Annotated in this window: 22 protein-coding genes, 1 pseudogene and 1 riboswitch; of the genes and pseudogenes, 8 read left to right on the forward strand and 15 right to left on the reverse strand. The window is 63.6% G+C overall.

Features of this window, described 5'->3' with window-relative positions; translation table 11 throughout:
* Positions 1-93: 93 nt before the first annotated feature.
* Complete coding sequence (locus JQ629_RS18705) at positions 94-1,854, forward strand: alkaline phosphatase (RefSeq protein WP_502753131.1); 1,761 nt, start codon at positions 94-96, stop codon at positions 1,852-1,854.
* A 16-nt stretch (positions 1,855-1,870) separates the two neighbouring features.
* Here the strand turns inward: JQ629_RS18705 and JQ629_RS18710 are convergent, their stop codons facing one another.
* The gene (locus JQ629_RS18710) at positions 1,871-2,491 is read right to left on the reverse strand and encodes a TetR/AcrR family transcriptional regulator (RefSeq protein WP_212413914.1); all 621 of its coding nucleotides are present in this window, start codon (positions 2,489-2,491) and stop codon (positions 1,871-1,873) included.
* Positions 2,492-2,724: 233 nt separating this feature from the next.
* Between JQ629_RS18710 and JQ629_RS18715 the strand changes: the two genes are divergently transcribed.
* Positions 2,725-3,681, forward strand: coding sequence for a homocysteine S-methyltransferase family protein (locus JQ629_RS18715; RefSeq protein ID WP_212413915.1), 957 nt, complete (start codon positions 2,725-2,727; stop codon positions 3,679-3,681).
* Positions 3,682-3,735: 54 nt separating this feature from the next.
* Here JQ629_RS18715 and JQ629_RS18720 read toward each other — a convergent pair whose 3' ends face one another.
* From JQ629_RS18720 to sdhC, 11 genes are all read right to left on the reverse strand, one after another.
* Positions 3,736-5,724 carry an OmpA family protein gene (locus tag JQ629_RS18720; RefSeq protein ID WP_212413916.1) on the reverse strand — a complete coding sequence of 663 codons (1,989 nt, stop codon included), beginning with the start codon at positions 5,722-5,724 and terminating at the stop codon, positions 3,736-3,738.
* A 196-nt stretch (positions 5,725-5,920) separates the two neighbouring features.
* A complete protein-coding gene (locus tag JQ629_RS37140; protein ID WP_249133334.1) occupies positions 5,921-6,157 on the reverse strand; it encodes a hypothetical protein in 237 nt (78 codons plus the stop codon).
* A 58-nt stretch (positions 6,158-6,215) separates the two neighbouring features.
* Complete coding sequence (locus tag JQ629_RS18725; RefSeq protein WP_212413917.1) at positions 6,216-6,602, reverse strand: VOC family protein; 387 nt, start codon at positions 6,600-6,602, stop codon at positions 6,216-6,218.
* Between the two features lie 30 nt (positions 6,603-6,632).
* Complete coding sequence (locus JQ629_RS18730; RefSeq protein WP_212413918.1) at positions 6,633-7,460, reverse strand: FkbM family methyltransferase; 828 nt, start codon at positions 7,458-7,460, stop codon at positions 6,633-6,635.
* Positions 7,461-7,653: 193 nt separating this feature from the next.
* Complete coding sequence (locus JQ629_RS18735; RefSeq protein WP_212413919.1) at positions 7,654-9,678, reverse strand: ABC transporter ATP-binding protein/permease; 2,025 nt, start codon at positions 9,676-9,678, stop codon at positions 7,654-7,656.
* A gap of 58 nt (positions 9,679-9,736) precedes the next feature.
* Positions 9,737-11,929, reverse strand: a complete 2,193-nt coding sequence (locus JQ629_RS18740) for a hybrid sensor histidine kinase/response regulator family protein (RefSeq protein ID WP_212413920.1) — start codon at positions 11,927-11,929, stop codon at positions 9,737-9,739.
* 120 nt (positions 11,930-12,049) lie between these two features.
* Positions 12,050-12,832, reverse strand: coding sequence for a succinate dehydrogenase iron-sulfur subunit (locus JQ629_RS18745; RefSeq protein ID WP_192739357.1), 783 nt, complete (start codon positions 12,830-12,832; stop codon positions 12,050-12,052).
* A complete protein-coding gene (locus JQ629_RS18750; protein ID WP_212413921.1) occupies positions 12,825-13,226 on the reverse strand; it encodes a hypothetical protein in 402 nt (133 codons plus the stop codon). Before JQ629_RS18750 ends, JQ629_RS18745 begins: the two co-directional genes overlap by 8 nt.
* Positions 13,226-15,067: a succinate dehydrogenase flavoprotein subunit gene (gene sdhA, locus JQ629_RS18755; RefSeq protein ID WP_212413922.1), complete on the reverse strand. Its 1,842-nt coding sequence runs from the start codon at positions 15,065-15,067 to the stop codon at positions 13,226-13,228. The genes JQ629_RS18750 and sdhA overlap by 1 nt, the downstream gene beginning before the upstream one ends.
* 3 nt (positions 15,068-15,070) lie before the next feature.
* Positions 15,071-15,445, reverse strand: coding sequence for a succinate dehydrogenase, hydrophobic membrane anchor protein (sdhD, locus tag JQ629_RS18760; RefSeq protein WP_211994682.1), 375 nt, complete (start codon positions 15,443-15,445; stop codon positions 15,071-15,073).
* A gap of 20 nt (positions 15,446-15,465) precedes the next feature.
* Positions 15,466-15,867 carry a succinate dehydrogenase, cytochrome b556 subunit gene (gene sdhC / locus JQ629_RS18765; RefSeq protein ID WP_192739356.1) on the reverse strand — a complete coding sequence of 134 codons (402 nt, stop codon included), beginning with the start codon at positions 15,865-15,867 and terminating at the stop codon, positions 15,466-15,468.
* A gap of 520 nt (positions 15,868-16,387) precedes the next feature.
* Here sdhC and JQ629_RS18770 point away from each other — a divergent pair.
* Positions 16,388-17,242, forward strand: a complete 855-nt coding sequence (locus JQ629_RS18770; protein ID WP_249133427.1) for a sulfite exporter TauE/SafE family protein — start codon at positions 16,388-16,390, stop codon at positions 17,240-17,242.
* 143 nt (positions 17,243-17,385) lie between these two features.
* Here JQ629_RS18770 and JQ629_RS18775 read toward each other — a convergent pair whose 3' ends face one another.
* Entirely contained in the window at positions 17,386-18,447 is a 1,062-nt protein-coding gene (locus tag JQ629_RS18775) for an HD-GYP domain-containing protein (RefSeq protein WP_212413923.1), read from the reverse strand.
* A 270-nt stretch (positions 18,448-18,717) separates the two neighbouring features.
* Positions 18,718-20,244, reverse strand: a complete 1,527-nt coding sequence (locus JQ629_RS18780) for a malonate--CoA ligase (RefSeq protein WP_212413924.1) — start codon at positions 20,242-20,244, stop codon at positions 18,718-18,720.
* Positions 20,245-20,330: 86 nt separating this feature from the next.
* On the opposite strand from JQ629_RS18780, the gene JQ629_RS18785 reads away from it, so the two are divergent.
* A complete protein-coding gene (locus JQ629_RS18785) occupies positions 20,331-21,092 on the forward strand; it encodes an SDR family oxidoreductase (protein ID WP_212268684.1) in 762 nt (253 codons plus the stop codon).
* A 103-nt stretch (positions 21,093-21,195) separates the two neighbouring features.
* Here the strand turns inward: JQ629_RS18785 and JQ629_RS18790 are convergent, their stop codons facing one another.
* The gene (locus JQ629_RS18790) at positions 21,196-21,798 is read right to left on the reverse strand and encodes a hypothetical protein (RefSeq protein WP_212413925.1); all 603 of its coding nucleotides are present in this window, start codon (positions 21,796-21,798) and stop codon (positions 21,196-21,198) included.
* 170 nt (positions 21,799-21,968) lie between these two features.
* Here JQ629_RS18790 and JQ629_RS37755 point away from each other — a divergent pair, with 170 nt between their 5' ends.
* The 4 genes and pseudogenes from JQ629_RS37755 to folB all read left to right on the forward strand — a co-directional run bounded on the left by JQ629_RS37755 (position 21,969) and on the right by folB (position 23,151).
* The gene (locus JQ629_RS37755; RefSeq protein ID WP_349631286.1) at positions 21,969-22,127 is read left to right on the forward strand and encodes a hypothetical protein; all 159 of its coding nucleotides are present in this window, start codon (positions 21,969-21,971) and stop codon (positions 22,125-22,127) included.
* 12 nt (positions 22,128-22,139) lie between these two features.
* Positions 22,140-22,292 (forward strand): annotated as a pseudogene (locus JQ629_RS37760) (type II toxin-antitoxin system RelE/ParE family toxin); the annotation flags it as partial.
* Complete coding sequence (locus tag JQ629_RS18800; protein ID WP_212413926.1) at positions 22,289-22,570, forward strand: helix-turn-helix domain-containing protein; 282 nt, start codon at positions 22,289-22,291, stop codon at positions 22,568-22,570. The pseudogene JQ629_RS37760 and the gene JQ629_RS18800, both read left to right, overlap by 4 nt.
* Before the next feature lie 53 nt (positions 22,571-22,623).
* A riboswitch (ZMP/ZTP riboswitch) is annotated at positions 22,624-22,704 on the forward strand.
* Between the two features lie 36 nt (positions 22,705-22,740).
* Positions 22,741-23,151, forward strand: a complete 411-nt coding sequence (gene folB, locus JQ629_RS18805) for a dihydroneopterin aldolase (RefSeq protein WP_212413927.1) — start codon at positions 22,741-22,743, stop codon at positions 23,149-23,151.
* Positions 23,152-23,668 lie beyond the last annotated feature (517 nt).

The following is a 23,668-nucleotide window of genomic DNA, read 5'->3' on the forward strand; positions in this document are numbered from 1 at the left end:
ATGTCATCCGTGGCGGATAGGTATTGACCGCCTTCACTCCTTGCGGAGCCGCGGCTGTCGCTGTCCCGCAGGCAAGCACGCGCGGAGCCCGAGATCTTGATCAAGCCAGTCACCGTCATCACCCTCGCCGCCCTGCTCTCGGCATCGCCGGTTGTCGCCCAAACAGTCTACCCGATCGACCGCGCCGAAATTCTCGCCGGCGCCCGGTTCGACTTCAAGGTTGAATTCCCTGACCGGGTCGACCAGTCGAAACTGAAGGTAACGGTCAACGGCGAGGACCATGCCGCCGTGTTCGGCCGGGCCGCAACGTTTATCGAGCGTGAGGACGGCAGGGACCAATCCGCGCTGATGCTTCGCGACGTCGAGCTGGCAAAGCCCGGTCCGTTCGTCGTCGAGGTCAGCGACGGTACGAAGAGCCGCAAGGTGACGTGGACGGTCTACGACACCGGGCCGCGCAAGGCGAAGAACGTGATCCTGTTCATCGGCGACGGGATGTCACCCGCCCATCGCGTCGGGGCGCGGCTGCTCTCCAAGGGCATTGCGGAGGGCAAGAGCCTCGGCAAGCTTGCGATGGACGACATGCCGCATACCGCGCTGGTGGCCACCGCCGGCTCGGATTCGATCATCACCGATTCGGCAAACTCGGCCAGCGCCTATTCCACCGGCCACAAGAGCGCGGTCAACGCGATGGGCGTCTATGCGGACCGCACCAGAGACGCGTTCGACGATCCCAAGGTCGAAACCATCACGAGCCTTGCTCAGCGCCGGCTCAAGATGAGCATCGGCATCGTGACCACCACCGAAGTCGAGGACGCCACGCCGGCGGCGATGGTGGCGCATACGCGCCGCCGGGCAGCCTATGACGAGATTGTCGAGCAGCTTTTCGTGGCGAGGCCCGACGTGTTGCTGGGCGGCGGCAGCGCGAACTTCCTGCCGAAGTCGGCGGCCGGATCCAAGCGCAAGGACGAGGTCGATTATATCGCCCGGTTCCGCGAGGCCGGCTATGGCCTGGCGACGACCGCCGGCGAGCTCAATGCGCTGGCGGCCAAACCCGATACGCGCCAATTGCTCGGGCTGTTCGCCACGGGAAATATGGACGGGGCGCTGGATCGCAAATTCCTCAAGGGCGGCGGCGTCAAGAAATTTCCCGAGCAGCCCGACCTGACCGAGCAGCTCCAGGCCGCGCTGAATGTGCTGTCGAAAAACGAGGCCGGCTTCTTCTTGATGGTGGAATCCGGATTGATCGACAAATACGCGCATGCCCTCGACTTTGACCGCGCCGTCTACGACACCATCATGCTCGACAATGCGGTGCGCCTCGCCCGCGACTGGGCGAGCAAGCGCGGCGACGACACCCTGATCCTGGTGACGCCGGACCATAACCACCCCAACGCACTGGTCGGCACCATCAATCACGACATGAGCACGACATCGGAAGCGCCGATGCGCGAGCGCGTCGGCGTCTACGAAAAGGCCGGCTTCCCGAATTACCCGGCGCCCGATGCCGACGGCTATCCCTCGCGCGTCGACGTCAGCCGGCGGCTCGCCATCTTCTCGGCCAGCCTGCCCGACCATTACGAGACCTTCCGTCCCAAACTCGACGGCCCGAACGACCCGACCATGAAGGGAGACGATGACGGAACCTTCAAGGCCAACGAAAAGTACAAGGGCGTTCCCGGCGCCGTGCTGCGGCCCGGCAATCTGCCGGCGATGATGAACGCCAGCGTGCATTCCGGCGAAGACGTCATCCTGACCGCGACCGGGCCCGGCAGCGAACGGGTCAAGGGTTCGATGGACAATACGGAAGTCTTCCGCGTGATGGTCGACGCGCTGGGGCTTGCCGCTGCGAAATGAACTGTCGAAGCCTGCGTCAGGACAGCGATGGAGCTGAGAAGATCAGCTTCACGCAGCTTCGAAAGATCAGGATCTGGCGTTCCAGCCGGCTCGGATCGTTCAGCGTTTTCGACATGATGATCGCACCGTCGACAATGCACGACATCATGTCGGCGAGATCGTCGAGATTGATCGGCTCCCGCAGTGGATGGACGGCGGCGATGCCGTCGAGGATGTGGCGGAAGCGCGCATTCCAGTCGCGCACCGACTGTGCGGTGAGCTCGCGCACCTCGCGGTCGAACAGCCGCTCCTGATAGCAGACGCTGGCGATCAGGCAGCCGGGATGCCCGTTCGGCAGGTCGGCCATCACTTCGGCGAGCAGCTTCAGCGAAATCAGGAACGCCTGCAGCGGATCGTCCGAGAGCTGCCGGCCGCGTGCGAAGATGTCGTCGAACAGCTGGTCGTTGGTTTTGACGTAGCGGCGCAGCATTTCGCGCGCGAGCGCATTCTTGTCCTTGAAGTGATAAAAGAAGCCGCTCTTGGTGAGGCCGGCCTCCGCGATCACTTCGTCGATCGATGTGGCGCCAAATCCCTTCGCGAGCACGGCCGCTTCCGCGATCTCGAGAATTCGCTCGCGCGTCGCTTCGCCTTTTCCCATCGCGTGTCTCCAGAAACTGTACTTGCGGTACGGTTTTGACTCCGCGCACTGGCGCCGCGATTTTGCGCGCGCCGCGCAACCGTCTGATTTCCTAGCATTTTACGGCCCGAAATTCAGCCGCACCACGAGCCGCCTAGGAAACCGCGACACTATGCGGCACCAGTTCCACCAGACCAGGGCGCGCCGCGCCGGACCTACCAACAGCGCCATTTGCCGATCATGGAGGTATTGCAATGACAAAATATCGATACGACCTGCCGCAACGCCGCGGCGGCATTTTTCTCACCGATGGCGGCATGGAAACGACGCTGATCTTCCACGAAGGGATTGATCTGCCCCATTTCGCCGCCTTCGTGCTGCTCGACAGCCCGGAAGGCCGGTGCACGCTGAAGCGATACTACCAGGCCTATATGGCGGTCGCGCGCGAACATGGCGTTGGCTTTGTGCTGGACAGCCCGACATGGCGGGCCAATCCCGATTGGGGCGCCATGCTTGGTTACGATGCCGCCGCGCTCAGGGCGATCAACATTCGCGGGATCGGGTTGCTCGAGGAGCTGCGCGCCGAATGGGAAAAGCCGATGACGCCCTGCGTCGTCAGCGGCGCCATCGGCCCGCGCGGCGACGGTTACAAGGCCGGCAACATGGATGCGGCCGAAGCCGAGGCCTATCATGGCGCGCAGATTGCGGCCTTCGTCGAAGGCGGCGCCGACATGGTGACGGCCTATACGCTCACGAACATCAATGAAGCGATCGGCATCGCGCGTGCGGCCAGGGCGCAGCAGATTCCGGCGGTGATCTCGTTCACGGTGGAAACCGACGGCCGTCTGGTCAATGGTGAGACGTTGCGCGAAGCGATCGAGGCGGTGGATCGCGCGGCGCAGGATTCGGTCGAGTACTTCCTGGTCAATTGCGCGCATCCGACGCATTTCGAGCATGCGCTGAAGGCCGACGAGGCCTGGGTCAAGCGCATCCATGGCGTCAGGGCCAATGCATCGACCAAGAGCCATGCCGAACTGGATGAGTCTGCAACGCTCGATGCGGGCGATCCGCACGATCTCGGCCGGCGCTATCTGAATCTCCGGCGCTCGTTTCCGGCGATGCGCATTCTGGGCGGGTGTTGCGGCACCGACCATCGTCACGTGGCGGCGATCTGCGACGCCTGTCTGCCGCCGCGGGCGCTCAGCGCCTGACACAAAAAATGGCCGGGATTGCTCCCGGCCATTTTCATATTGTGCCGACCGACCTCAGCGGCGCGGTGGCGCGGTGCCGGGCGGGGGCGGCGGCAGCGAGGCCGTTCCGCCGTTCAGGAGCGGCGTGATGTTACGGATGGTGACGCGCCGGTTGATCGCGCTCGGCCCGTCGGTCTGCTCCTTCAGGTACTGCTCGCCGTAACCCTGCGAGGTCAGGTTTTCCATCGGCACGTTGAACTGCTGCGTCAGCAGGGTGGCGGCCGATTCGGCGCGGCGATCCGACAGCGACAGATTGTCGACGTCGTTGCCGGTCGCATCGGTATGTCCCTCGATCAGGAATACCGCGCGCGGATTGGTCTGGATCGCCCGGTTCAGGCCATCAGCGATCGCCTGCAGCTTGTCCGCCTGATCAGGCGGGATTTCCCACGATCCAAGTTCGAAGTTGATGGTGTTGACGTCGATGCTCGGCATGATCTGGCGCACGTTCGGGCTGTAACGGATTTCGTCCAGCGTATAACGCCGCTGAATCCGGTCCACCGGTGGTGCCATCATGGTGTCGTAGAGCAACTCCGGCGCCGCGTCCTGCGAATCGACGATGTATCGATTGCGGGGGATGCGGATCATCGGCGGTGCGATGTCGACATAGAAACCGCCGACCGTGCGCGGATCGCGGAAGCTGTTGTCGATGATGATGATCTCGCGGCCGCGCTGGTCGCGGCGGATCCGGCGCAGCAACTGACCGTCGCGGCCAACCACCGTGATGATCTGGCTGCCGTCTGGCCGGATCACGATGGTGCGGGTTTCGTTGCCCACGGTCCTGGTCTGGATGTCACGCGCGCCGTAACGGAAGCGATCGACCTCGTTGTGACGGACATATTGCTGCCCGCCGGGATCGCGGATGATGATCCGGCCCGGCTCGGTGAAGACGGTGCGGCCGCCCTCCTGGCTTTCGCGGCGTTGGCCGCGGAAGTCGTCCATGCGGCGCGGTCCAGGCGCTGCCGCACCCGCGGCGATCGGCGCGAGGGCTGCAGCCGGCGGGGGCGCAGACGGCAGCGGCGTCGTGACCTGCGGTGCACGGCGGAAAGCCGGCGCTACTGTCGGCGGCGCACTCTGGGCCTGACCGGGAGGCGTTGCTGCCGGCGGCGTGCCCGGCGCGGCGGTCGGTGCGGCGGGAGTTGCACCCGGTGCGGCCGGAGTAGCCGTTGGCGCGGCGCCAGCCGGCGGGGCACCCGGTGGCTGACCGGGGCGGGCCGGCTGACCACCCGGAGGTGTCGTCGTCGCGCCACCCGCGGCGGGCGGCGTTGTTGCACCAGGACGCGGCGAAGGCGTCGTCGGTGCTGCGCCGGCAGGAGGTGTCGTAGGCGTTCCAGCGGCCGGAGGCGCGGTCGGCGTTGGTGTAGCGGCCGGCGCTGCCGTGGGGCCTGCGCCCGGCGTTCCTGGCACACGCGTGGTGCCAGCCGGAGGCTGCCCGGTGCGCGGCGGCGGCGCGCCGGGAGGTGTCGTCGTTGTGCTGCCTGCAGCGGGCGGCGTTGCCGTCGGCGCCGGGCGCGGGGGCGGCGCAGCGGCGGGCGGTGCCGGCGGAGTCGGTGGCTTCGGCGCAGCCGCCGGTGGTGGCGCGGCGGGAGGTGTCGGTCGCGGCGGCGGAGCCGCAGCGGGTGGTGCCGGCGGCGGTGTGGGACGCGGCGGAGGGGCCGCAGCAGGCGGCGGAGCCGGCGGTGGTGTCGGGCGCGGAGGCGGAGCCGCGGCGGGTGGTGCCGGGGGCGGTGCGGGGCGCGGCGGAGGGGCCGCAGCAGGCGGCGGAGCCGGCGGAGGTGCCGGGCGCGGAGGCGGAGCCGCGGCCGGTGGCGGCGCGGGCGGCGTCGGTGGCTTCGCGGCCGGCGGCGGCGCGCCCTTCGGCGGCGCCTTGGGCTTTCCGTCGGGACCGAGCTCCTCCCTGGCCTGTGCGACGACCAGTGGCGCATTTTGCGCGTGCGAGGCGGATGTCGCGATCTGCGTCACCGTCAGAGCGGTCGTGGCAAGCAGCACGATGCGAAGGTTTGTCATGATGTTCTGGGTCCCTGGAAAGGTTCTGGCAGCGAAGGAATCGTTGTTGCCGATTGCGTGGGCGGGTCGATCAACGGCTAATCGTTAGACCGGATTGTGGCGGGCTGGAGAGCGCGGATGCTTTTTATTTCGCGGACGCAATAGGTTACATGTGCAATTGTTCATTGCGTATTCAGGCGGCGCTTTCAAATCAAAGTCAAATTGCTCCCTGTGGCCGATCTGTGGCCGGATTGGGCGTAGCGGGACCATTCGGCCCGCGCACCGGCAGTTCATCCGGCGTCTTGCCCGGCAGTTCCTGTGGCGGCGGGGGCGCGCCGGGCTCGCGCATCGGTGGCGGCACCTCCGGACGGGGATTGCCCGGAGGATCTTCGCGCGGCGGCTCGGTTGGTTTTCCCGGTGTGGGCGGCGGGATTTCGGGAGGTTCAATCGGCATCTACGGCAACGGAACTCATGCCCGGAAGTTCCCCAAGGAAACCTGCAGGGAAACCCGATTATCCCGGCGTGTGGCTGACCGCCTCGATGTTGTGCCCATCAGGGTCGAGCACGAAGGCGCCGTAATAGTTCGGGTGATAATGCGCGCGAACTCCAGGCGGGCCGTTGTCGCGCCCGCCGGCAGCGATGGCGGCGTTGTAGAAGGCATCGACGGTGGCGCGGTCCTTGGCGAGGATTGCGACATGCAGCGGCTTGTTCAATCCGCCTTCGCCGCCGATCCAGAAATCCGGCTTGCCGTTGGCGCCAAAGCCGGCGGCGGGATCATGGCCGGTCTGTTCCTGCGTCACTTCCATGACCAGCACATAGTCGAGCGGCGCCAGCGCCTTCACATAGAACGCCTTGGCGCGTTCATAATCCGAAACCGGAAAACCGATATGGTCGATCATCGAACTCTCCCGTGGTTTGAGGACGGATTTTCAGTCGCGCACCAGTAGCGTATTGCTGCGGGTCTTGCCGGTTTCGGCATAGCCGCGCGCGCGCATGTCGGCGATGCAGTCATTCTGCCATTCATTCGATGAAAGATGTTCGATCACCACCGCGCGTGGCCATAGCGATTGCGGTGTCTCCTTGAAGAAGCCGGTCAACACGCGGTCTTCAAAGCCTTCGACGTCGATCTTCAGCGCATCGACATGCGAGACGCCGGCTTCATTGAGGATGCGCTGCAGCCGCAGCGACGGTACCTTGATCGCCTTGCTCGAGGCTTGACCCGACACGATATGACTGGCGCCGAGATTGTCGCCATCGGTCTCGATCATCAACTCGCCATCGGCGGGACCGGCGGCGGCGGCGACCAGTCTGGTGTGGGCAAAGCCGGAGGCGGCGTTGTTGAAGGCGAGCCTTGCATGCGTGACCGGATGCGGCTCGATCGCGATCACCCTGCCGCTTGCGCCGACATGCCGCGCCAGCGCAAGCGCATAGGTGCCGACATTGGCGCCGACATCGACGAACACGCCGCCGGAGGGCGTATGCGCGCGCAAGAAATCCAGCTCCTCGATGTTGTAATCGGGATTGAACAGCGCGCCGCGCTCGGTGGCGCTGGCCTGGTGATAGAAACGAAACGATGCGCCCTGGTAGCTCACGTCCACCGGCCCTGCGCGCAGCACATTGACCAGCCGCGACAGCATCGGCCGGAACGCGCCGCGCTTCAGCCGCGAGCGGTGCGCCAGCGCAATGATCGCGGCCTGCGCAGCATTCGGTGCGAACGCGCCGAACGGCGCGGGCGTGGGGTCGTTGTCGGGCTTCAAACTGATATCCTCGGTGGAAAGCGGCGCATGCATAGCGACTTTTAGCGAGGACTCCAACCGCTAGCGTCGTCCCGGCGAAGGCCGGGACCCATAACCACAGGGCGTTGTGAGTTAAGGAAGTCGCCGACCACCGCCTTTAACAAGCACGGCCGCGGCGTATGGGTCCCGGCGTTCGCCGGGACGACAGCTAGCGTCACGCCGCCTTTTTCGGCGGCTTGCGCTGGCGCAGGAAGCGGCCGAGCAGGCGGCGTTTGCCCTTGCGCGGGATCAGGTCGACGTCGCTGACGAGTTTGGCGCCGCCCTTGCGCCGTTCCAGCACGATCTTGCGGCTATGGAAGGCTTCCAGCTCGACGCGATGGGCGACGCTGACGATGGTGGCCTTGGGAAGTTCGCGCGTGACCATCTCCATCATCTTGTCCTGGCTCTTCTCGTCGAGCGCGGAGGTCGCCTCGTCCAGCACCACGATGTCGGGGGTGTGCAGCAACAGCCGCGCGAACGCCAGCCGCTGCTTTTCGCCGCCCGACAAGGTCTGGTCCCACGGCGCCTCTTCCTCGATCTTCTCCTTGAGATGATCGAGGCCGACCTTGTGCAGGGCTTCGCAGAATTGTTCGGGATTCCAGTCCTCGGCGGCGCCGGGATAGGCGATCGCGCGGCGCAGCGTGCCGGTGGGGATATACGGCTTCTGCGGCAGCATGAAGAGCCGGCGGTCGGGATGGAAATTGACGCTGCCGCCGCCCCATGGCCACAGGCCCGCAATCGCGCGCACCAAGGTGCTCTTGCCGGTGCCGGATTCGCCGGCCACTAATAGTCGTTCGCCGGGTTCGATCACGACTTCGGTCTCGCCGACGACGGCGGTGCCGTCGTCGAGCGTTACCGAGAAATCGTTGAGGCTGAGCATGGCCTCGCCCTCGGTCTCGCCGCGCTTGATGCGGCCGAACCCGTCGCCGCGTTCGGCCCGCTCCAGTCCGTCGAGCGACATCATCAGCGAGGCGATGCGGCGCGCGCAGGCGTTCCAGTCGGCAAGGCGCGGATAATTGTCGACCAGCCAGCCGAACGCGGTCTGCACGATGGTGAAGGCGGAGGCCGCCTGCATCACCTGTCCGAGCGTCATGCTGCCGTCGAGGAATTTCGGCGCGCATAGCAGCAGCGGCACCACGGGCGCAATCAGTCCCGACCCCTGCGACACCAGCGTGGTGCGCATGTGCTGGCGGGCGAGCTGCGACCATTGCCGCAGCACGTTGGAGAAGTTCTTGTCGATACCGTCGCGTTCTTCCTCCTCGCCGCCGAGCAGCGCGATGCTCTCGCCGTTCTCGCGCACCCGGGTCAGCGTGTAGCGGAATTCGGCCTCGGCCTGGTTCTTGTCCTCGGACACCTGCACGAAGCGGCGGCCGATGGCCATGATCGAGCCGGAGGCGATCGCGGCGTAGACGACCGCGGCAATGACGAGAAAGCCGGGGATCGTCACAACAGATCCGCCGAGCGTCACCGTCAGCGCGCCGCCGATGGTCCAGAGCACGACGATGAAGGTCGCGGCGGACAAAAACGCCGAGGTGACGCCGGCGACGAAATCCACCGGCGAGTCGGTGGCGATCCGCAGATCCTCGGCGATGCGGTGTTCCGGATTCTTGTGGTCGCCGCCGACGAGGTTGAGCTGGTAGTAGCGACCATTGGTCAGCCAGCGCGTCATCACAGAGCTGGTCAGCCAGGCCCGCCAGCGCCGCTGGATGCCCATCCGCGTGAACACCTGCGCGACGCCGAGCAGAACGCTGCCGATCGCAAGCGGGAAGAACACCCCGGTGAGATAGAAGACGGTGGCGGATTCGCGCTTCTCGAGGGCGTCGAAGATCGCCCGGTTCCAGACATTGATGCCGTACTGGAATCCGACATTGACGACGATCAGGATCAACAGCCCGATCGAAAACACCCATGCCAGCCGGTCGCCGCCTCTGCCCCAATAGCCGCGCGCGCTGATCCAGAACCGTGTCAGCAGATAGTCTTTACGCGCCTGCTCGGCCTCCTCCGGCGACAATTCCGGGTCGGGCTCGACCACCTGCGGCGGCGGCGGTTCAACGTGGTCGCCGTCTTCCGCAACGACATCGACAATCTCGGACTTTTCTGCCGCGGGCTGCTCGGGAGCGGATTCCTTCGTGGCACTGGATTTCTTCGAGGAAGGCTTGGATCTTGCCGCGGACTTCGTATCGGACTTACCATTGGCCATGGCTCGATAACGCGAAGGAAATCAGAAGGTTCCTTGACGGCTCCGTTCGGCGGCGGCGTCAGGACGCCCGCGTCGCGGTGGCGCGTTTCATCATGCGCCAGCGGGCGACCGCGTGCAGCACGCGCGAAAGCTGCTCGATCGAGTAGGGCTTTTGCAGCAGCTCCAGACCGTCGCTGCCGCTTTCGGACAGGCCGTGGCTGTAGCCGCTGGTCAGCACGACCGGCAGATCGGCATGGTAACGGCGGATTTCCTGCGCCAGCTCGATGCCGGTCATGCCCGGCATCACGACATCGGTGAACACCACGTCGTAGCGGTCGGCGCCTTCAGCCAGTTCTTCCAGCGCGTGCGTGGCGTTGTCGACCAGGGTTGTGCCGTAGCCGAGTTCGGCCAGCGCGTCGGTGGCGAATTTCCCGACCTCGATATTGTCTTCGACCACGAGCACCGACATGCCCCTTCCGTCGAGCGGCGGAGCATCTTCCACCATTATCTGCTGCGGCTTGCCGTCACCGGTGGCGCGCGGCAGGTACAGCGTGAAAACGCTGCCTTTTCCCACTTCGCTGGCCACCACCACTTCGCCGCCGGATTGCCTGGCGAAACCGAACACCTGGGACAGGCCGAGCCCGGTGCCCTGGCCGACCTCCTTGGTGGTGAAGAAGGGTTCGAAGATGCGACCGTACTGCTCCTGGGGAATGCCGACGCCGGTATCCTCGACGGAGACGGCGACATAGCCGGTGGGTTTTTGGCCGGCGCGATTCTGGCCGATGGAATCCTGGTTGCGGGGATTTGGCGAACCTGCGGCGGCGCTGGGCAATTCGGTTGCCGCGTGCACCGTGATGGTCAGCCTGCCGCGGCCGTCCATGGCGTCACGGGCGTTGACCGCCATGTTGATCATCGCGGTTTCGAACTGCCCGGCATCGGCATTGACGACGCACGGTTCGCTCGGCCCATGGATCTCGATCTCGATCCGCGACCCGATCAGCGTCTTGATCATCTCGCTCAGCATCTGCACGTTTTGGCCGACGTCGAACAGTTCCGGCTTGAGTGTCTGACGGCGTGCGAACGCCAGCAGCTGGCTCGTCAGTCGTGCCGCGCGCGTGACAGTGTCCGAGATCGCGTCGATGTAGCGCAGCCGGCGCGGCTCCGGCAGGTCCGGCCGCCGCAACAGATCGACGGAGGCGCGGATCACGGTGAGCAGATTGTTGAAGTCATGGGCGACGCCGCCGGTGAGTTGCCCCAGCGCCTCGAGCCGCTGGCCATGCTTCAGCGCTTCTTCGGCCTCCTGCCGCTTGGCAGCCTCGGCATAAAGATGCCGCGTTCGACGCAGGGCGAGAGCGAGCAAGAAAAACAACAGGGCGGTGGCCGGCGCGCCGAAGATGAGGTGCTGGCTCATGTTGGAGAACCAGCGCTGCCGGATTGCCGACGTCTCAAGGCCGGCGCTGATATAGATCGGATATTCGGCGAGCCGCTGGTAGCCGAGGCGGCGCTCGATGCCGTCGGTCGGCGACGTCACGGTGATGAGGCCGGCCTTGGGGTTCGCCGCGATCTGCTGTCCGACCGGTCCTGAGAGGTCGAGCCGGGCTTCCTGATCGACGGTCGGATAGCGCGCCAGCACCGCGCCATTGGTCAAAGCGAGCGCAAAGAAGCTGCCGGGCTCCCGGCCGATCCGGGCGTAGAATTTCTCGAAATATTCCGGGAGTACCGACGCCTGGATCACGCCGGCAAAGCTGCCGTCCTCGGTTTGCCGGCGCCGGCTGAAGCCGAAAAACGGCGCGCCCTGATAGGGCGGGCGCGGCGTCAGCGCCTCGCCAATATAGGTTCCGATGTCGCCGGCGACATGGACCTTGAAATAATCCCGGTCCGAGAAGTCGATTTCGGGCGGGGGCATGACGAGGCTGTTGACGAGCGCGTGGCCCCTGGCGTCGAAGACCCAGGTCGATTTCACCTGCGGCAGAGACCCGACAAGTTGCTTCAGCCGCTGATGCAGCGCTTCCTCGCGGGACGTGATGCCGGCGTCCGGAATGCCGCGGATTACCTCGGCGATTTCCGAGATGCTGCGATCGATGGTCTCGAACACTTTCAGCGCGTGCTCGTTCACGACGTCGAGCGAGCGTTCGATTTCCCGATCGGCGGTCTCGTTGATCGAGATCCAGGAAATCGCGGATGCAAAGATGAACAGCGCCAGCGGGAGGGCCAGCGAGGCCGCCATCATCCATTGCAACAATCTCAGCGAATTGCGTTGTGCGGTCTGCACGGGCGCTCCTGCTCCGGAGCGAATCTTACGTCAAACCTGTATCGGAACAAAGCGGCGCAGAAGCTGAAACTTTGCCCGGCGCCGGCGCGGCCGTTTACCGGGATACTCGGCACAAATTAGCTAAATTTGCCGCTCGACCAGTTTCAGCTTGAGCTCGGCGATGGCTTCCGACGGGTTGAGACCCTTCGGGCAGGCCTTGGCGCAGTTCATGATGGTGTGGCAGCGGTAGAGCCGGAACGGGTCTTCGAGATTGTCGAGCCGCTCGCCGGTGGCTTCATCGCGGGAATCCGTAACCCAGCGCGTCGCCTGCAGCAGCGCGGCGGGGCCGAGGAAGCGGTCGCTGTTCCACCAGTAGCTCGGGCATGAGGTCGAGCAGCAGGCGCACAGGATGCATTCGTAGAGGCCGTCGAGTTTTTCGCGGTCCTCGTGGCTCTGCTTCCATTCCTTCTGCGGCGTCGGCGTGGTCGTCTTCAGCCACGGCTCGATCGAGGCATATTGCGCATAGAAATTGGTCAGGTCAGGCACCAGGTCCTTCACGACAGGCTGGTGCGGCAGCGGGTTGACCTTGACAGCGCCGTCTTTGACGTCGTGCATCGACTTGGTGCAGGCCAGCGTGTTCTGGCCGTCGATGTTCATGGCGCAGGAACCGCAGACGCCTTCGCGGCATGAGCGGCGGAAGGTCAGCGTCGGATCGATGTGGTTCTTGATCCAGATCAGGCCGTCGAGCACCATCGGCCCGCATTCGCTGGTATCGATGTGATAGGTGTCGACGCTCGGATTCTTGCCGTCGTCCGGATTCCAGCGATAGACCCGAAACTCGCGCGTTTCGGTCGCGCCCGCCGGCTTCGGCCAGGTCTTGCCGCCGGTGATCTTTGAGTTTTTTGGCAGTGCGAATTCAACCATGATTGCTTCCAGCGTTGAGTGCCAGCTTTCGATTCGACTGGTGTGTCGCGTCTCTCACTCCCACCCGCCACCCCAGTCCGAAAAACGAACCGATGAGGGTCAAGGAGAGTAGGAGGAGGGGTACGTCAACCGCAGCCTTCTCCAATCCATAAACAGTTGCGACCCATGCCAGCAAACCTGCCGGAACGATCGTCAACGAAATCAGCGCGCTCCGGAGCCGCAAAAATCCCTGCAGGAAATACCCCAGGCCGGCAGCAAGAAAGGCAACCAGGACGACGAGAATTCCGTACGCGAGGGCAGCCACCCACCAAGGCGCGCCTTCGAAAGCGTCCCCGGCCGCGAAGGCTGGCGTAGCAAGCAGAGCCAGGAAAGCAATTCCTGCCGCCCTCGCCATCAATACACCCGCGCCTTCGGCGGGATGTACTGCACGTCGTTGGTCATCGTGTAGTCGTGCACCGGGCGGTAATCGATCGTGGTTTTGCCACGCTCGTCGATCCACGCCAGCGTGTGCTTCATCCAGTTCTTGTCGTCACGTTCGGCGAAATCCTCGCGGGCGTGGGCGCCGCGGCTCTCGGTGCGGTTGGCCGCCGAGTCCATCGTCACGACCGCCTGCACGATCAGATTGTCGAATTCGAGGGTTTCGATCAGGTCGGAATTCCACACCAGCGAGCGGTCCGCCGTCGCGACGTCGCCGATGCCGCCATGCACCTTGTGGATCAGGTTCTGGCCTTCGCTCAGGACTTCGCCGGTGCGGAACACAGCGCAATTGCTCTGCATCACATGCTGCATGCTGTCGCGCAGTTTTGCGGTCGGCGTGCCGCCGGAGGCGTAGCGGTAGTGATCGAGCCGGCCGAGCGCCAGGTCGGCGGAGCCTGCCGGCAGTTCCGGCTGCTTGCCGTTGGCCGTGAGTTTTTCGGCGCAACGCAGCGCCGCGGAGCGGCCGAACACCACAAGGTCGATCAGCGAGTTGGAGCCGAGCCGGTTGGCGCCGTGCACGGAGACGCAGGCGGCTTCACCGAGCGCCATCAGGCCGGGCACGGTGGCGTTGTCGTCGCCGTCCCGCTTGGTCAGCACTTCGCCATGATAATTGGTGGGGATGCCGCCCATATTGTAGTGCACGGTCGGCGTGATCGGGATCGGCTCGCGGGTGACGTCGACATTGGCGAAGATTTTTGCCGATTCGGAGATGCCCGGCAGCCGTTCATGCAGCACCTTCGGATCGAGATGATCGAGGTGCAGATAGATGTGATCCTTTTTCTTGCCGACGCCGCGGCCTTCGCGCATTTCGATGGTCATCGCGCGCGAGACCACGTCGCGCGAGGCAAGATCCTTGGCGGAGGGCGCATAGCGCTCCATGAAGCGCTCGCCCTCGGAATTGACGAGATAGCCGCCTTCGCCGCGCGCGCCCTCGGTGACGAGGCAGCCCGAACCGTAGATGCCGGTCGGATGGAACTGGACGAACTCCATGTCCTGCAGCGGCAGGCCGGCGCGCAGCGCCATGGCGCCGCCGTCACCGGTGCAGGTATGCGCCGAGGTGCAGGAGGCGTAGGCGCGGCCGTAGCCGCCGGTGGCGAGGATCGTGGTCTGGGCGCGGAAACGATGCAGCGTGCCGTCGTCGAGCTTGAGCGCGATCACGCCGCGGCAAACGCCCTGGTCGTCCATGATCAGGTCGATGGCGAAGAACTCGATGAAGAACTCGGCCGCGTGGCGCAGCGACTGGCCGTACATCGTGTGCAGCATGGCGTGACCGGTACGGTCGGCGGCGGCGCAGGTGCGCTGCGCCTGGCCCTTGCCGAAATCCATGGTCATGCCGCCGAACGGGCGCTGGTAGATCTTGCCGTCTTCGGTGCGCGAGAACGGCACGCCCCAATGTTCGAGCTCGTAGACCGCTTCGGGCGCGTTGCGCACCATGTATTCGATGGCGTCCTGGTCGCCGAGCCAGTCCGACCCCTTGACGGTGTCGTACATGTGCCAGCGCCAGTCGTCCTGATGCATGTTGCCGAGCGCCGCCGAAATGCCGCCTTGCGCGGCGACCGTGTGCGAGCGGGTCGGAAACACCTTTGTGATGCAGGCGGTGCGCAGGCCCGCCTCGGAGCAGCCGACCACGGCGCGCAAGCCCGCGCCGCCGGCGCCGACCACGACAACATCGTAGGTGTGGTCTTCGATCGGATAGGCTTTTCCGTTGGTCGCAGGACCACTGCCGTTGGTGGCCTTGCCGTTACCTTCAGCAGCCATGGGCTACACTCCCGATGACATTTTGAGGATCGCGTAAATCGAGGCGAGCGCCACCGCGATACAGAAGAAATTATTGGCCATCACGCTGGCGAGCTTGATCTTCTCATTGTGCACATAGTCTTCGATCACGACCTGCATGCCGATCTTCATGTGCCAGGCACTGGCGAGGATGAAGAGCAGCATGATGATCGCGATGGGCACCGAGCTGAAGATTTGCTTGGCGCCCGCCTGGTTGCTGCCGAGCAGCATCAAGACCACCACGATGACAGGCACGATCAGCAAGGTCATCGCGACAGCGGTGAGGCGCTGACGCCAGAAATCGGAAGTGCCGGAATGCGAGGAGCCGAGGGCGCGGACGCGCGCGAGAGGCGTGCGCATGGAAGGCGACTTGGGCGCGTTCATCGTCCGCCTCCGATGGTCATGTAGGCGACGATCCAGACCAGGATGGTAAGCGAAATGCCGCCGATCAGCGCGCCCCAGGTCAGGGCCTCGCGCTCATTGGCCTTGAAGCCGTAGCCGAGGTCCCAGACCAGATGCCGGAGCCCCGACAGCAGATGATGCATCAGTGCCCAAGTGTAACCGAACACGATCAGGCGTCCGATGAAGCTGCCGGTAAAAGCCTGCACATTGGCGTAGGCGCCGGGGCCGGAAGCGGCTGCGATCAGCCACCAGGCCAGCAGCAGGGTTCCGAAATACAGCGCCACGCCGGTGGCGCGGTGGACGATGGACAGCGCCATCGTCAGCGTCCAGCGGTAGGTCTGCAGATGGGGAGAAAGCGGTCGTTCGATCCTGGCGGTCATCGGCGGCTTTGAAGTTGGCGGGACGTGGTGCGGCCCATCGGGGATCGCGTTAAAGCAATTCTATTTACGTAGTCGAACCAGCGAGCGCAACGATCAAATGCCACGAAATCGAACGGCCGTTCATTACTAGATCAAGGATGAAACGAGGGCAATCAGCGGCTTGGTATACCACGCTTGCAATGGTTCATTAAAAGAACGAATCAATGTTCGCTTGTTGTGGTGAGCTGTCGCCGCCTGCGGCTATAAAGGGTCGGCGGTGGCGTGGCCGGCGGCCCCACATCGTGGGGCGGGCGGCGTCCCTTCGCGGCCGCTCCCGAGCGCGTCGAGGCTATTCCCGCAGAGCCGACCGGATATGCGAATCCAGCGCAGGCGCTGACAGCGCTTCCTCGGCTTGAAGCCGTGCACTTCAAGCCTTGCACTTCAAGCCTTGCATTTGATCGCGGGGGCCGCCGCCCGGGCGGCAATGGTCGCGCCCCGATTCGTCGGGTAACGCTGCGGTGTTCCTCAACGTGCAGGCGGGATGGTGATGGCCGGACTTAATCTCGTCGAGCTTGTCGAACTGGCGCTGATGCTGGTTGCGGTCGGCGCGGTGTCGGGGTTTTTCGCCGGCATCTTCGGGATCGGCGGCGGCGCGATCCTGGTGCCGGTGTTCTATGAGTGCTTCCGGCTTGCGGGCGTGCCGCTGGATGTGCGGATGCCGCTCTGCATCGGCACTTCGCTCGCGATCATCATCCCGACCTCGATCCGTTCGTTTCGCGCCCATCACGCCCGCGGCGCGGTTGATCTGGGCGTGCTCAAATTGTGGTGGCTGCCGATCATCATCGGCGTCATCGCCGGCAGCATCACCGCGCGTTACGCGCCCGAGCGGCTGTTCAAGATCGTCTTCGTCGGCGTGGCATGGTCGGCGGCCGCGCGCCTGCTGCTGGCGCGCGACAACTGGAAATTCGGCGACGACATCCCAAAGGGCCCGCTGATGCGGCTCTATGGCTTCTTCATCGGTCTGCTGTCGACCCTGATGGGGGTCGGCGGCGGCCTGTTCGCCAATCTTCTGATGACGTTCTATGGCCGTCCCATTCATCAGGCGGTCGCGACCTCCTCGGCGCTGGCCGTGCTGATTTCGATCCCCGGCGCGCTCGGCTACATCTATGCCGGCTGGCCGGCGGCGGCGCGCTATCCCGATGTCACCGCGCTGCAGCTTCCATTCGCAATCGGCTTCGTCTCGCTGATCGGCGCCCTGCTCGTGATGCCGACCAGCCTTCTCACCGCGCCGCTCGGCGTGCGCGCGGCGCATGCGATGTCAAAACGCAATCTGGAGATCGCGTTCGGCTGCTATCTCTTCATTGTCGGCAGCCGGTTTGTGATCAGCCTGCTGTAGAGCGTTTTCCAGCGAAGTGGACACCGGTTCGCGTCAAGAAACGCGTCAAATCAAGAATCTGGAGCGCCGTTCCGATTCCATCGGAATGGAAAAGGCTCTAGCGAACATCGTCGATATGAAGGGGCGCGTATTCGCACGAACACTTAGCGGTTCAGCGCGACTTCCCTGAACGCCCTGACGAGCGGCTTCTCGAGCTTGCCGTTCATCCCCTCGAGGATCTCGTAAGCTTGCGCGCGCGGCATGGGCGGCTTGTAGCGGCGATCCTCGATCAACGCCGCGAAAATATCCGAGATGGTCAGGATTCGAACGAGATCGCTGATGCTGGCAGCGCAAAGCCTGTCTGGGTACCCGCTGCCGTCGAGAAATTCATGATGATGCCTGACGCAGTCCAGAATTTCGGGCGAGATGCCCCTCGTCCCCTTCAGGATGTCGTAGCCGGCCGCCGCATGTGTTTCGATGATCGCGCGCTCTCCGGGGTCGAGACGGCCGGGTTTGTCGAGCACCGCGAGCGGAATCCTGGCCTTGCCGATATCGTGGAACATCGCTGCCGAATGCAGCCGCTCGATATCCGGTTTGGCCAATCCCAAGTCTAGTCCAAAAGCCACGGCCGTTCCGGTCACCAGCAGGCAATGCTGATAGGTGCCTTCGTGGTGCCGCCGCACGGTCATGACCCACTCTGAAAGCCCTTCCTCGGCGACGCTGTCGGAAATCGCACTGCCCGCACGTCTGGCGTCTGCAACATCGATGGCGTGGCCGCGCTGCACGGCGGAGAACATCGAGGCAAACGAGGCAGCGCCGGCCGAAGCTGCGCCGCGTGCGCCCTGATCAGCCTTGGTGTCGGCGGTTTTCGGCGGCTCGCTCGCGTTTCCGGGCTCGGCCAACGCGGCAAGCAGGGACTGCGTCGATACGGGATTGAAGAGGACGTGCGTCGCGCCGAAGGCATAAGCCTGCGCCGCGAACAACCGTGCTTTCTCATCGAGGAGGTAAATCTTTCGCCTGGCGCCCTTGAACTTCGCCGAAAGTTCCTTGACGGCAACGATGTTGTTGGAGTTGCGAAAATCAACGCTGACGATCGCGGCATCACATCCCTTCGGAACGTTGTTTTCCTTGGGGACTAACGACGAGGTGACGCGATTCGCCGTCTCCAGCTTGGCGCGGAGCGCTGAGATTCGATCCTGTTGATCCGCGACGATGTGCAACAACATCGGTCAATACGTCCAGAAGGTGGCTTGGCCTGATTGCCAGACTTTACTTTCAAAAAATCAAGCCGGCTCGCTGATGCAAACGACCGTAATATTACGGAAGTTACGACGAGCCATTCGTCACGCTATCCGCGAAACGGAATTTTTCGGTTAAGTGGCAATGCCCAAAAGATGTTCACATGCGCGCGCCATGGAACTCGCCGTCGTGGAACCCGTCATCGCGGCTTCGCCGGCGCAAGCACAGGCGTCGCCTCACCCGGACGGGGGATGGCTCTATTTTGCGTAAATCTTTGCGTAAGTATCCCGCAGAATATTCTTCTGCACCTTGCCCATCGCGTTGCGCGGCAATTCGTCGACGACGAAGACGCGCTTCGGCATCTTGAACTTTGCAAGACGGCCGTCGAGCGCTTGCAGCACCGAGGCTTCGCTGATGTCGGCGCCCTTGTTGCAGACCACGACCGCGGTGACGCCTTCGCCAAAGTCCGCATGCGGCACGCCGATCACGGCAGACTCGATCACGCCCGGCATGGCGTCGATCTCGCTCTCGATTTCCTTCGGGTAGACGTTGAAGCCGCCGGATATCACCAGGTCCTTGCCGCGGCCGAGAATGTGCAAATAGCCCTTGTCGTCGATCTTGCCGAGATCACCGGTGATGAAGAAGCCGTCGTCGCGGAATTCGGCTTTTGTCTTCTCCGGCATCCGCCAATAGCCCTTGAAGACGTTGGGGCCCTTGACCTCGATCATGCCGATGCTGTCGCGCGCGATCTCCTTGCCGGTTTCGGGGTCGGTGACGCGCAAGGAGACGCCGGGCAGCGGCAGGCCGACGGCGCCGGGCACGCGGTCGCCGTCATAGGGGTTGGAGGTGTTCATGTTGGTTTCGGTCATGCCGTAGCGTTCAAGGATGGCAAAACCTGTCCGAGCCGACCATTCGCGGTGGGTGTCGGCGAGCAGCGGCGCGGAGCCGGAAATGAACAGCCGCATGTGCTTGGTGGTGTCTTTGGTCAGCGCCGGGCTCTGCAGCAGCCGCGTGTAGAAGGTCGGCACGCCCATCAGCACGGTTGCGCGCGCCATCAGCTTGATGATCAGTTCGGGATCGAGCTTCGGCAGGAAGATCATCGAGGCGCGCGCGAACAGCGTGACGTTGCTGGCCACGAACAGGCCGTGGGTGTGATAGATCGGCAGCGCGTGGATCAGCACATCGTCCCTGGTGAAGCGCCAATAATCGACCAGCGAGAGCGAGTTCGAGGCGAGATTGTCGTGCGTCAGCATCGCGCCCTTGGAACGGCCCGTGGTGCCCGACGTGTAGAGGATCGCGGCGAGGTCGTCGCTGGCGCGGGCGACTGTTGCAAACGAAGTGTCCGCCCTGGCGGCGGCGTCCGTCAGCGTTCCCTTGCCGTTGGCATCAAGCGTTTCGACCTTGGCGTTGACCTTGGCCGCGATCGCGCCGATGCCCTCAGCCTTGGAGGGATCGCACACCACCAGCGACGGCTCGGCGTCGGTGATGAAATACTCCAGCTCGTTCAGCGTATAGGCGGTATTGAGCGGCAGATACACCGCGCCTGATCGTACCGTGGCGAGATAGAGCACCAGCGCCGGTACGGATTTTTCGGTCTGCGCCGCCACGCGGTCGCCCGGTTTGACGCCCCTGGAAACCAGCACGTTCGCCATCTGGCCGGCGCGGGCGATCAGATCGGCATAGCTGATGCGCGTGCCGTCGAGCATCTCGATCGCGAGCCGGGCGGGATCGTCGAGCTTGTCGAACAGGCGGGAAAACAGGTTGGCGCTGGCGGTGGTGTTCATGCAACATTCCCTGAGGGGCAATGGCCGGAGTTTTCGCCGGCTGGATTAGCAAAAACGCCCCTCACAAAGCAACGGAGACAGTTTGCATGTCAAATAATGGGAAACGCGTAGCCTGGGTAACGGGCGGTGGCACGGGAATCGGTGAATCCGGGGCGGAGCATCTCGCGGCGGACGGCTGGATCGTCGTGGTTTCGGGACGACGCCAGGCAGAGCTGGACCGGGTCGTGGCCAACATCACCAAAAAGGGCGGCAAGGCGGAAGCCATCGCGCTCGATGTCAGCAACAGGGCCGACGTCAACAAGGCGGCGGAACAGATCCTCGCAAAGCACGGCCGGATCGACCTCCTGGTCAACAGTGCCGGCGTCAACGTACCGAAGCGGAGCTGGGCGGATGTGGAACCGGAGGGCTGGGACAAGGTCGTCAATATCAACCTCAACGGCGTCATGTTCTGCATGCAAGCTGTGCTGCCGGCGATGCGCAAGCAGAAGGACGGCTGCATCATCAACGTCGCGTCCTGGGCCGGCCGGCACGTCTCGAAGATGACAGGCCCGGCCTACACCACCACCAAGCATGCGGTGCTGGCGCTGACCCATTCCTTCAACATGGACGAATGCGTCAATGGGCTGCGCGCCTGCTGCCTGTCGCCCGGCGAGGTCGCAACCCCGATCCTGAAATCGCGCCCGGTGCCGCCGAACGAAACCCAACTGGCGAAGATGCTGCAGCCGGAGGATTGCGGCCGCACCATCGCGTTCGTCGCCAGCCTGCCGCCGCGCGTCTGCGTCAACGAGATCCTGATCAGCCCGACACACAATCGCGGGTTCATCCAGACGCCGGCGAGCAATGATTGATTTCCCCGTCGTCCCGGCCTTGAGCCGGGACCCATAGCCACCGGCTTCAGTTTTGTACGAGCCGGTGGTTACGCTGCTTTAAACGGCACCGTTGGGCGGTAGATCACACATCCGTACCCCCTTGCCAGCGACGGACTTCGGCAAGACCGGAAACTTTGTTGCTACGTAGAATGCTGGAGAACCTGTTCAGGAGTTCTTGCTCGTCCAAACAGTGGAAGAAGTTCGTTTTTGACAAATGGCTATTGCGACCGAGAATTGCAAAAAGCCCCATCTCATAGAATCGATCATTTACAATTATCCATTCCTCGGTGTTATCCCAAACCATGACCATCCTTGCGGCTACGCCGAGCGGCGCAGGTAAGGACGTCGATTGCTCATCCCAAATCGCCTTGAAGTAGCTCTCAGCGAGATGCTCACGATCCAATTCAACAACTCTTATGAATTGAGTTTGTTCAGCGGGGCTATCAGTCAACAGGCAGGCAAGGCGGATGCTCGAAGACGAAAACGCCCTAGAGATCGAAAATAATCTTTCCGCCGCGCCTTCAATGAAGAGCGCGGACCAGTCAAACCACTCCTGATAGTGAACGGGCGAAGGAATGAAGCCGCGCTTTGGCCACAGACCAACGTCAACGAGGCGAGCGGGCGTTTCATCCCGTGAATAATCTGCCAGGCGATAAGGTCGGTTATTCTCAAGGTACTCGGGCATTGGCTCTTGCAGTATGCCATCCCGCGTCAACCGTCGGGTGACCGTCGGGTGCAGCATAACACAGGGCGCACCGGTGGTTGGAGCCGTAACGGCGAATTACGCCGTCGGCTCAATCCGCTCTATGCGCTTCTTGCCTCTTTCTATATCTCAAAAATGAGATACAGTAGGGGATGCCTTGGCGAGTCGAAATCCTCGACGAAACTGTCGCCGCTGAGATCGCCGCGCTTCCGGCCGACATGCAGGCGCGATTTCTGCGGCTTGCCGAGCGCATTGCGTCGGTCGGGCTGGAAAGCCTGAGCGAGCCGCATGTCAAGCATCTGGAAGGATAGCTTTGGGAATTACGGCTCACAGGCCGCGATGGAATTGCCCGCGCACTATATATCACGGCGATGGGCCGCAGGGTCATCGTGGTACGTGCATTCGTAAAGAAGACGCAAAAAACGCCGCGCGCGGAAATCGAACTCGCGCTCCGCCGAGCAAAGGACGTCACATGACAATTCAGTTTGAAAAGCTCAAGGCCCGCCTGCTCGCCAACCCCAAGGTCAAGGCCGAGTATGACGCGCTCGGTCCGGAGTTCGAGATTGCCGCCGAGTTGCTCAGGGCGCGCCTGCGCGCGGGCCTCTCCCAAGCCGAACTCGCGGCGCGGATGGGTACCAGCCAATCTACCATCGCTCGGCTTGAAAATGGTCACACGCTTCCCAGCACCAAGACGCTTCTGCGCTACGCCGAGGCAACCGGCAGCAAGGTCCGCGTGCGGTTGTCAGCAGCCTAACCGTTCGCAGCCGCTCTACACACTTGAGCCTCGCCCATCGTGCCCGTATACTCGCACTCTCGCGCGACTGGCGATCGCAGATGGGGCACCATCGGGAAGCGCGAGGTATTCAGCCGCGCGCCTGGGCAATCGGAAAAAATCCGATCCACCTTCTCAAGAAGGAGCGGCCCATGTTGACGACCATCCAGATATCAGGATTGCAGACCTTCGGGTACCACGGCCTGTTCGAGGAGGAGCGCCGCCTCGGCCAGAAATTCACCTTCGACATCGATGCGACGTTGAAGGCGGCGCCGACGCACCGGGACGACAAGCTGGATGCATCGATCCGCTATGATGCCGTGGTGGATGCCGCCGTGAGTCTTGCCGGCGCGACGAAGTATCAAACGCTGGAAGCGCTTGGGGAAGCCGTTGCGATCGGCCTGCTGCGGCGTTTCGCCTTGATCGACGGCATCACCGTCGGCGTCGCCAAGTTCAGCCCGCCGATCCCGCATACACTCAGCAAGGTCGGGATCACGGTGCGCCTGGCGCGCGCCGAGCTGGCGGATCGGCCGGTGGAGGAAGCAATGGAAGATTTTGTCTAGGGGGCGGCATCGGTACGACTCGGTGGCCCACCCATCCTTCACCGCACGGGACCGTCATTGCGAGCGCAGCGAAGCAATCCATCTCTCGTAACGCGGCATCATGGATTGCTTCGCTGCGCTCGCAATGACGATGTGGAGATGGTAGCTGCGACAAACTGGCCCGACGGGCAACTCACTTCCGATTTGCGGAATTCGTGTCAAGCAGAAAATTTCTGTAAATCAAAAATATTTCGCTTCCCTCCGACCCCAAATCACCTGCACATCAATAGCCATCCCGTCCCACTCAGAGGGGCGTCGGCCGTCGTCATGACGAGGGGCGGGGATGCGGTGGACGCTGATGTTGCGATTGACGGTCGCAGCAAAAGCGTACGGCGAAAGCGTGTGGTCCTGGCGCCCGTAACGGCGTCAAGTCCGGCGGGAGCTAACGCTTCCGAGGGACGACGGTGGCAATAGAGACCGTCTCACCGGGGAGAGCGCGCCATAAGCCGTAAAGCCATTGCGCAGGGAATGTCGGATG

It is taken from the genome of Bradyrhizobium sp. AUGA SZCCT0222 (assembly GCF_018130205.1).
Classification (GTDB): Bacteria; Pseudomonadota; Alphaproteobacteria; order Rhizobiales; family Xanthobacteraceae; genus Bradyrhizobium.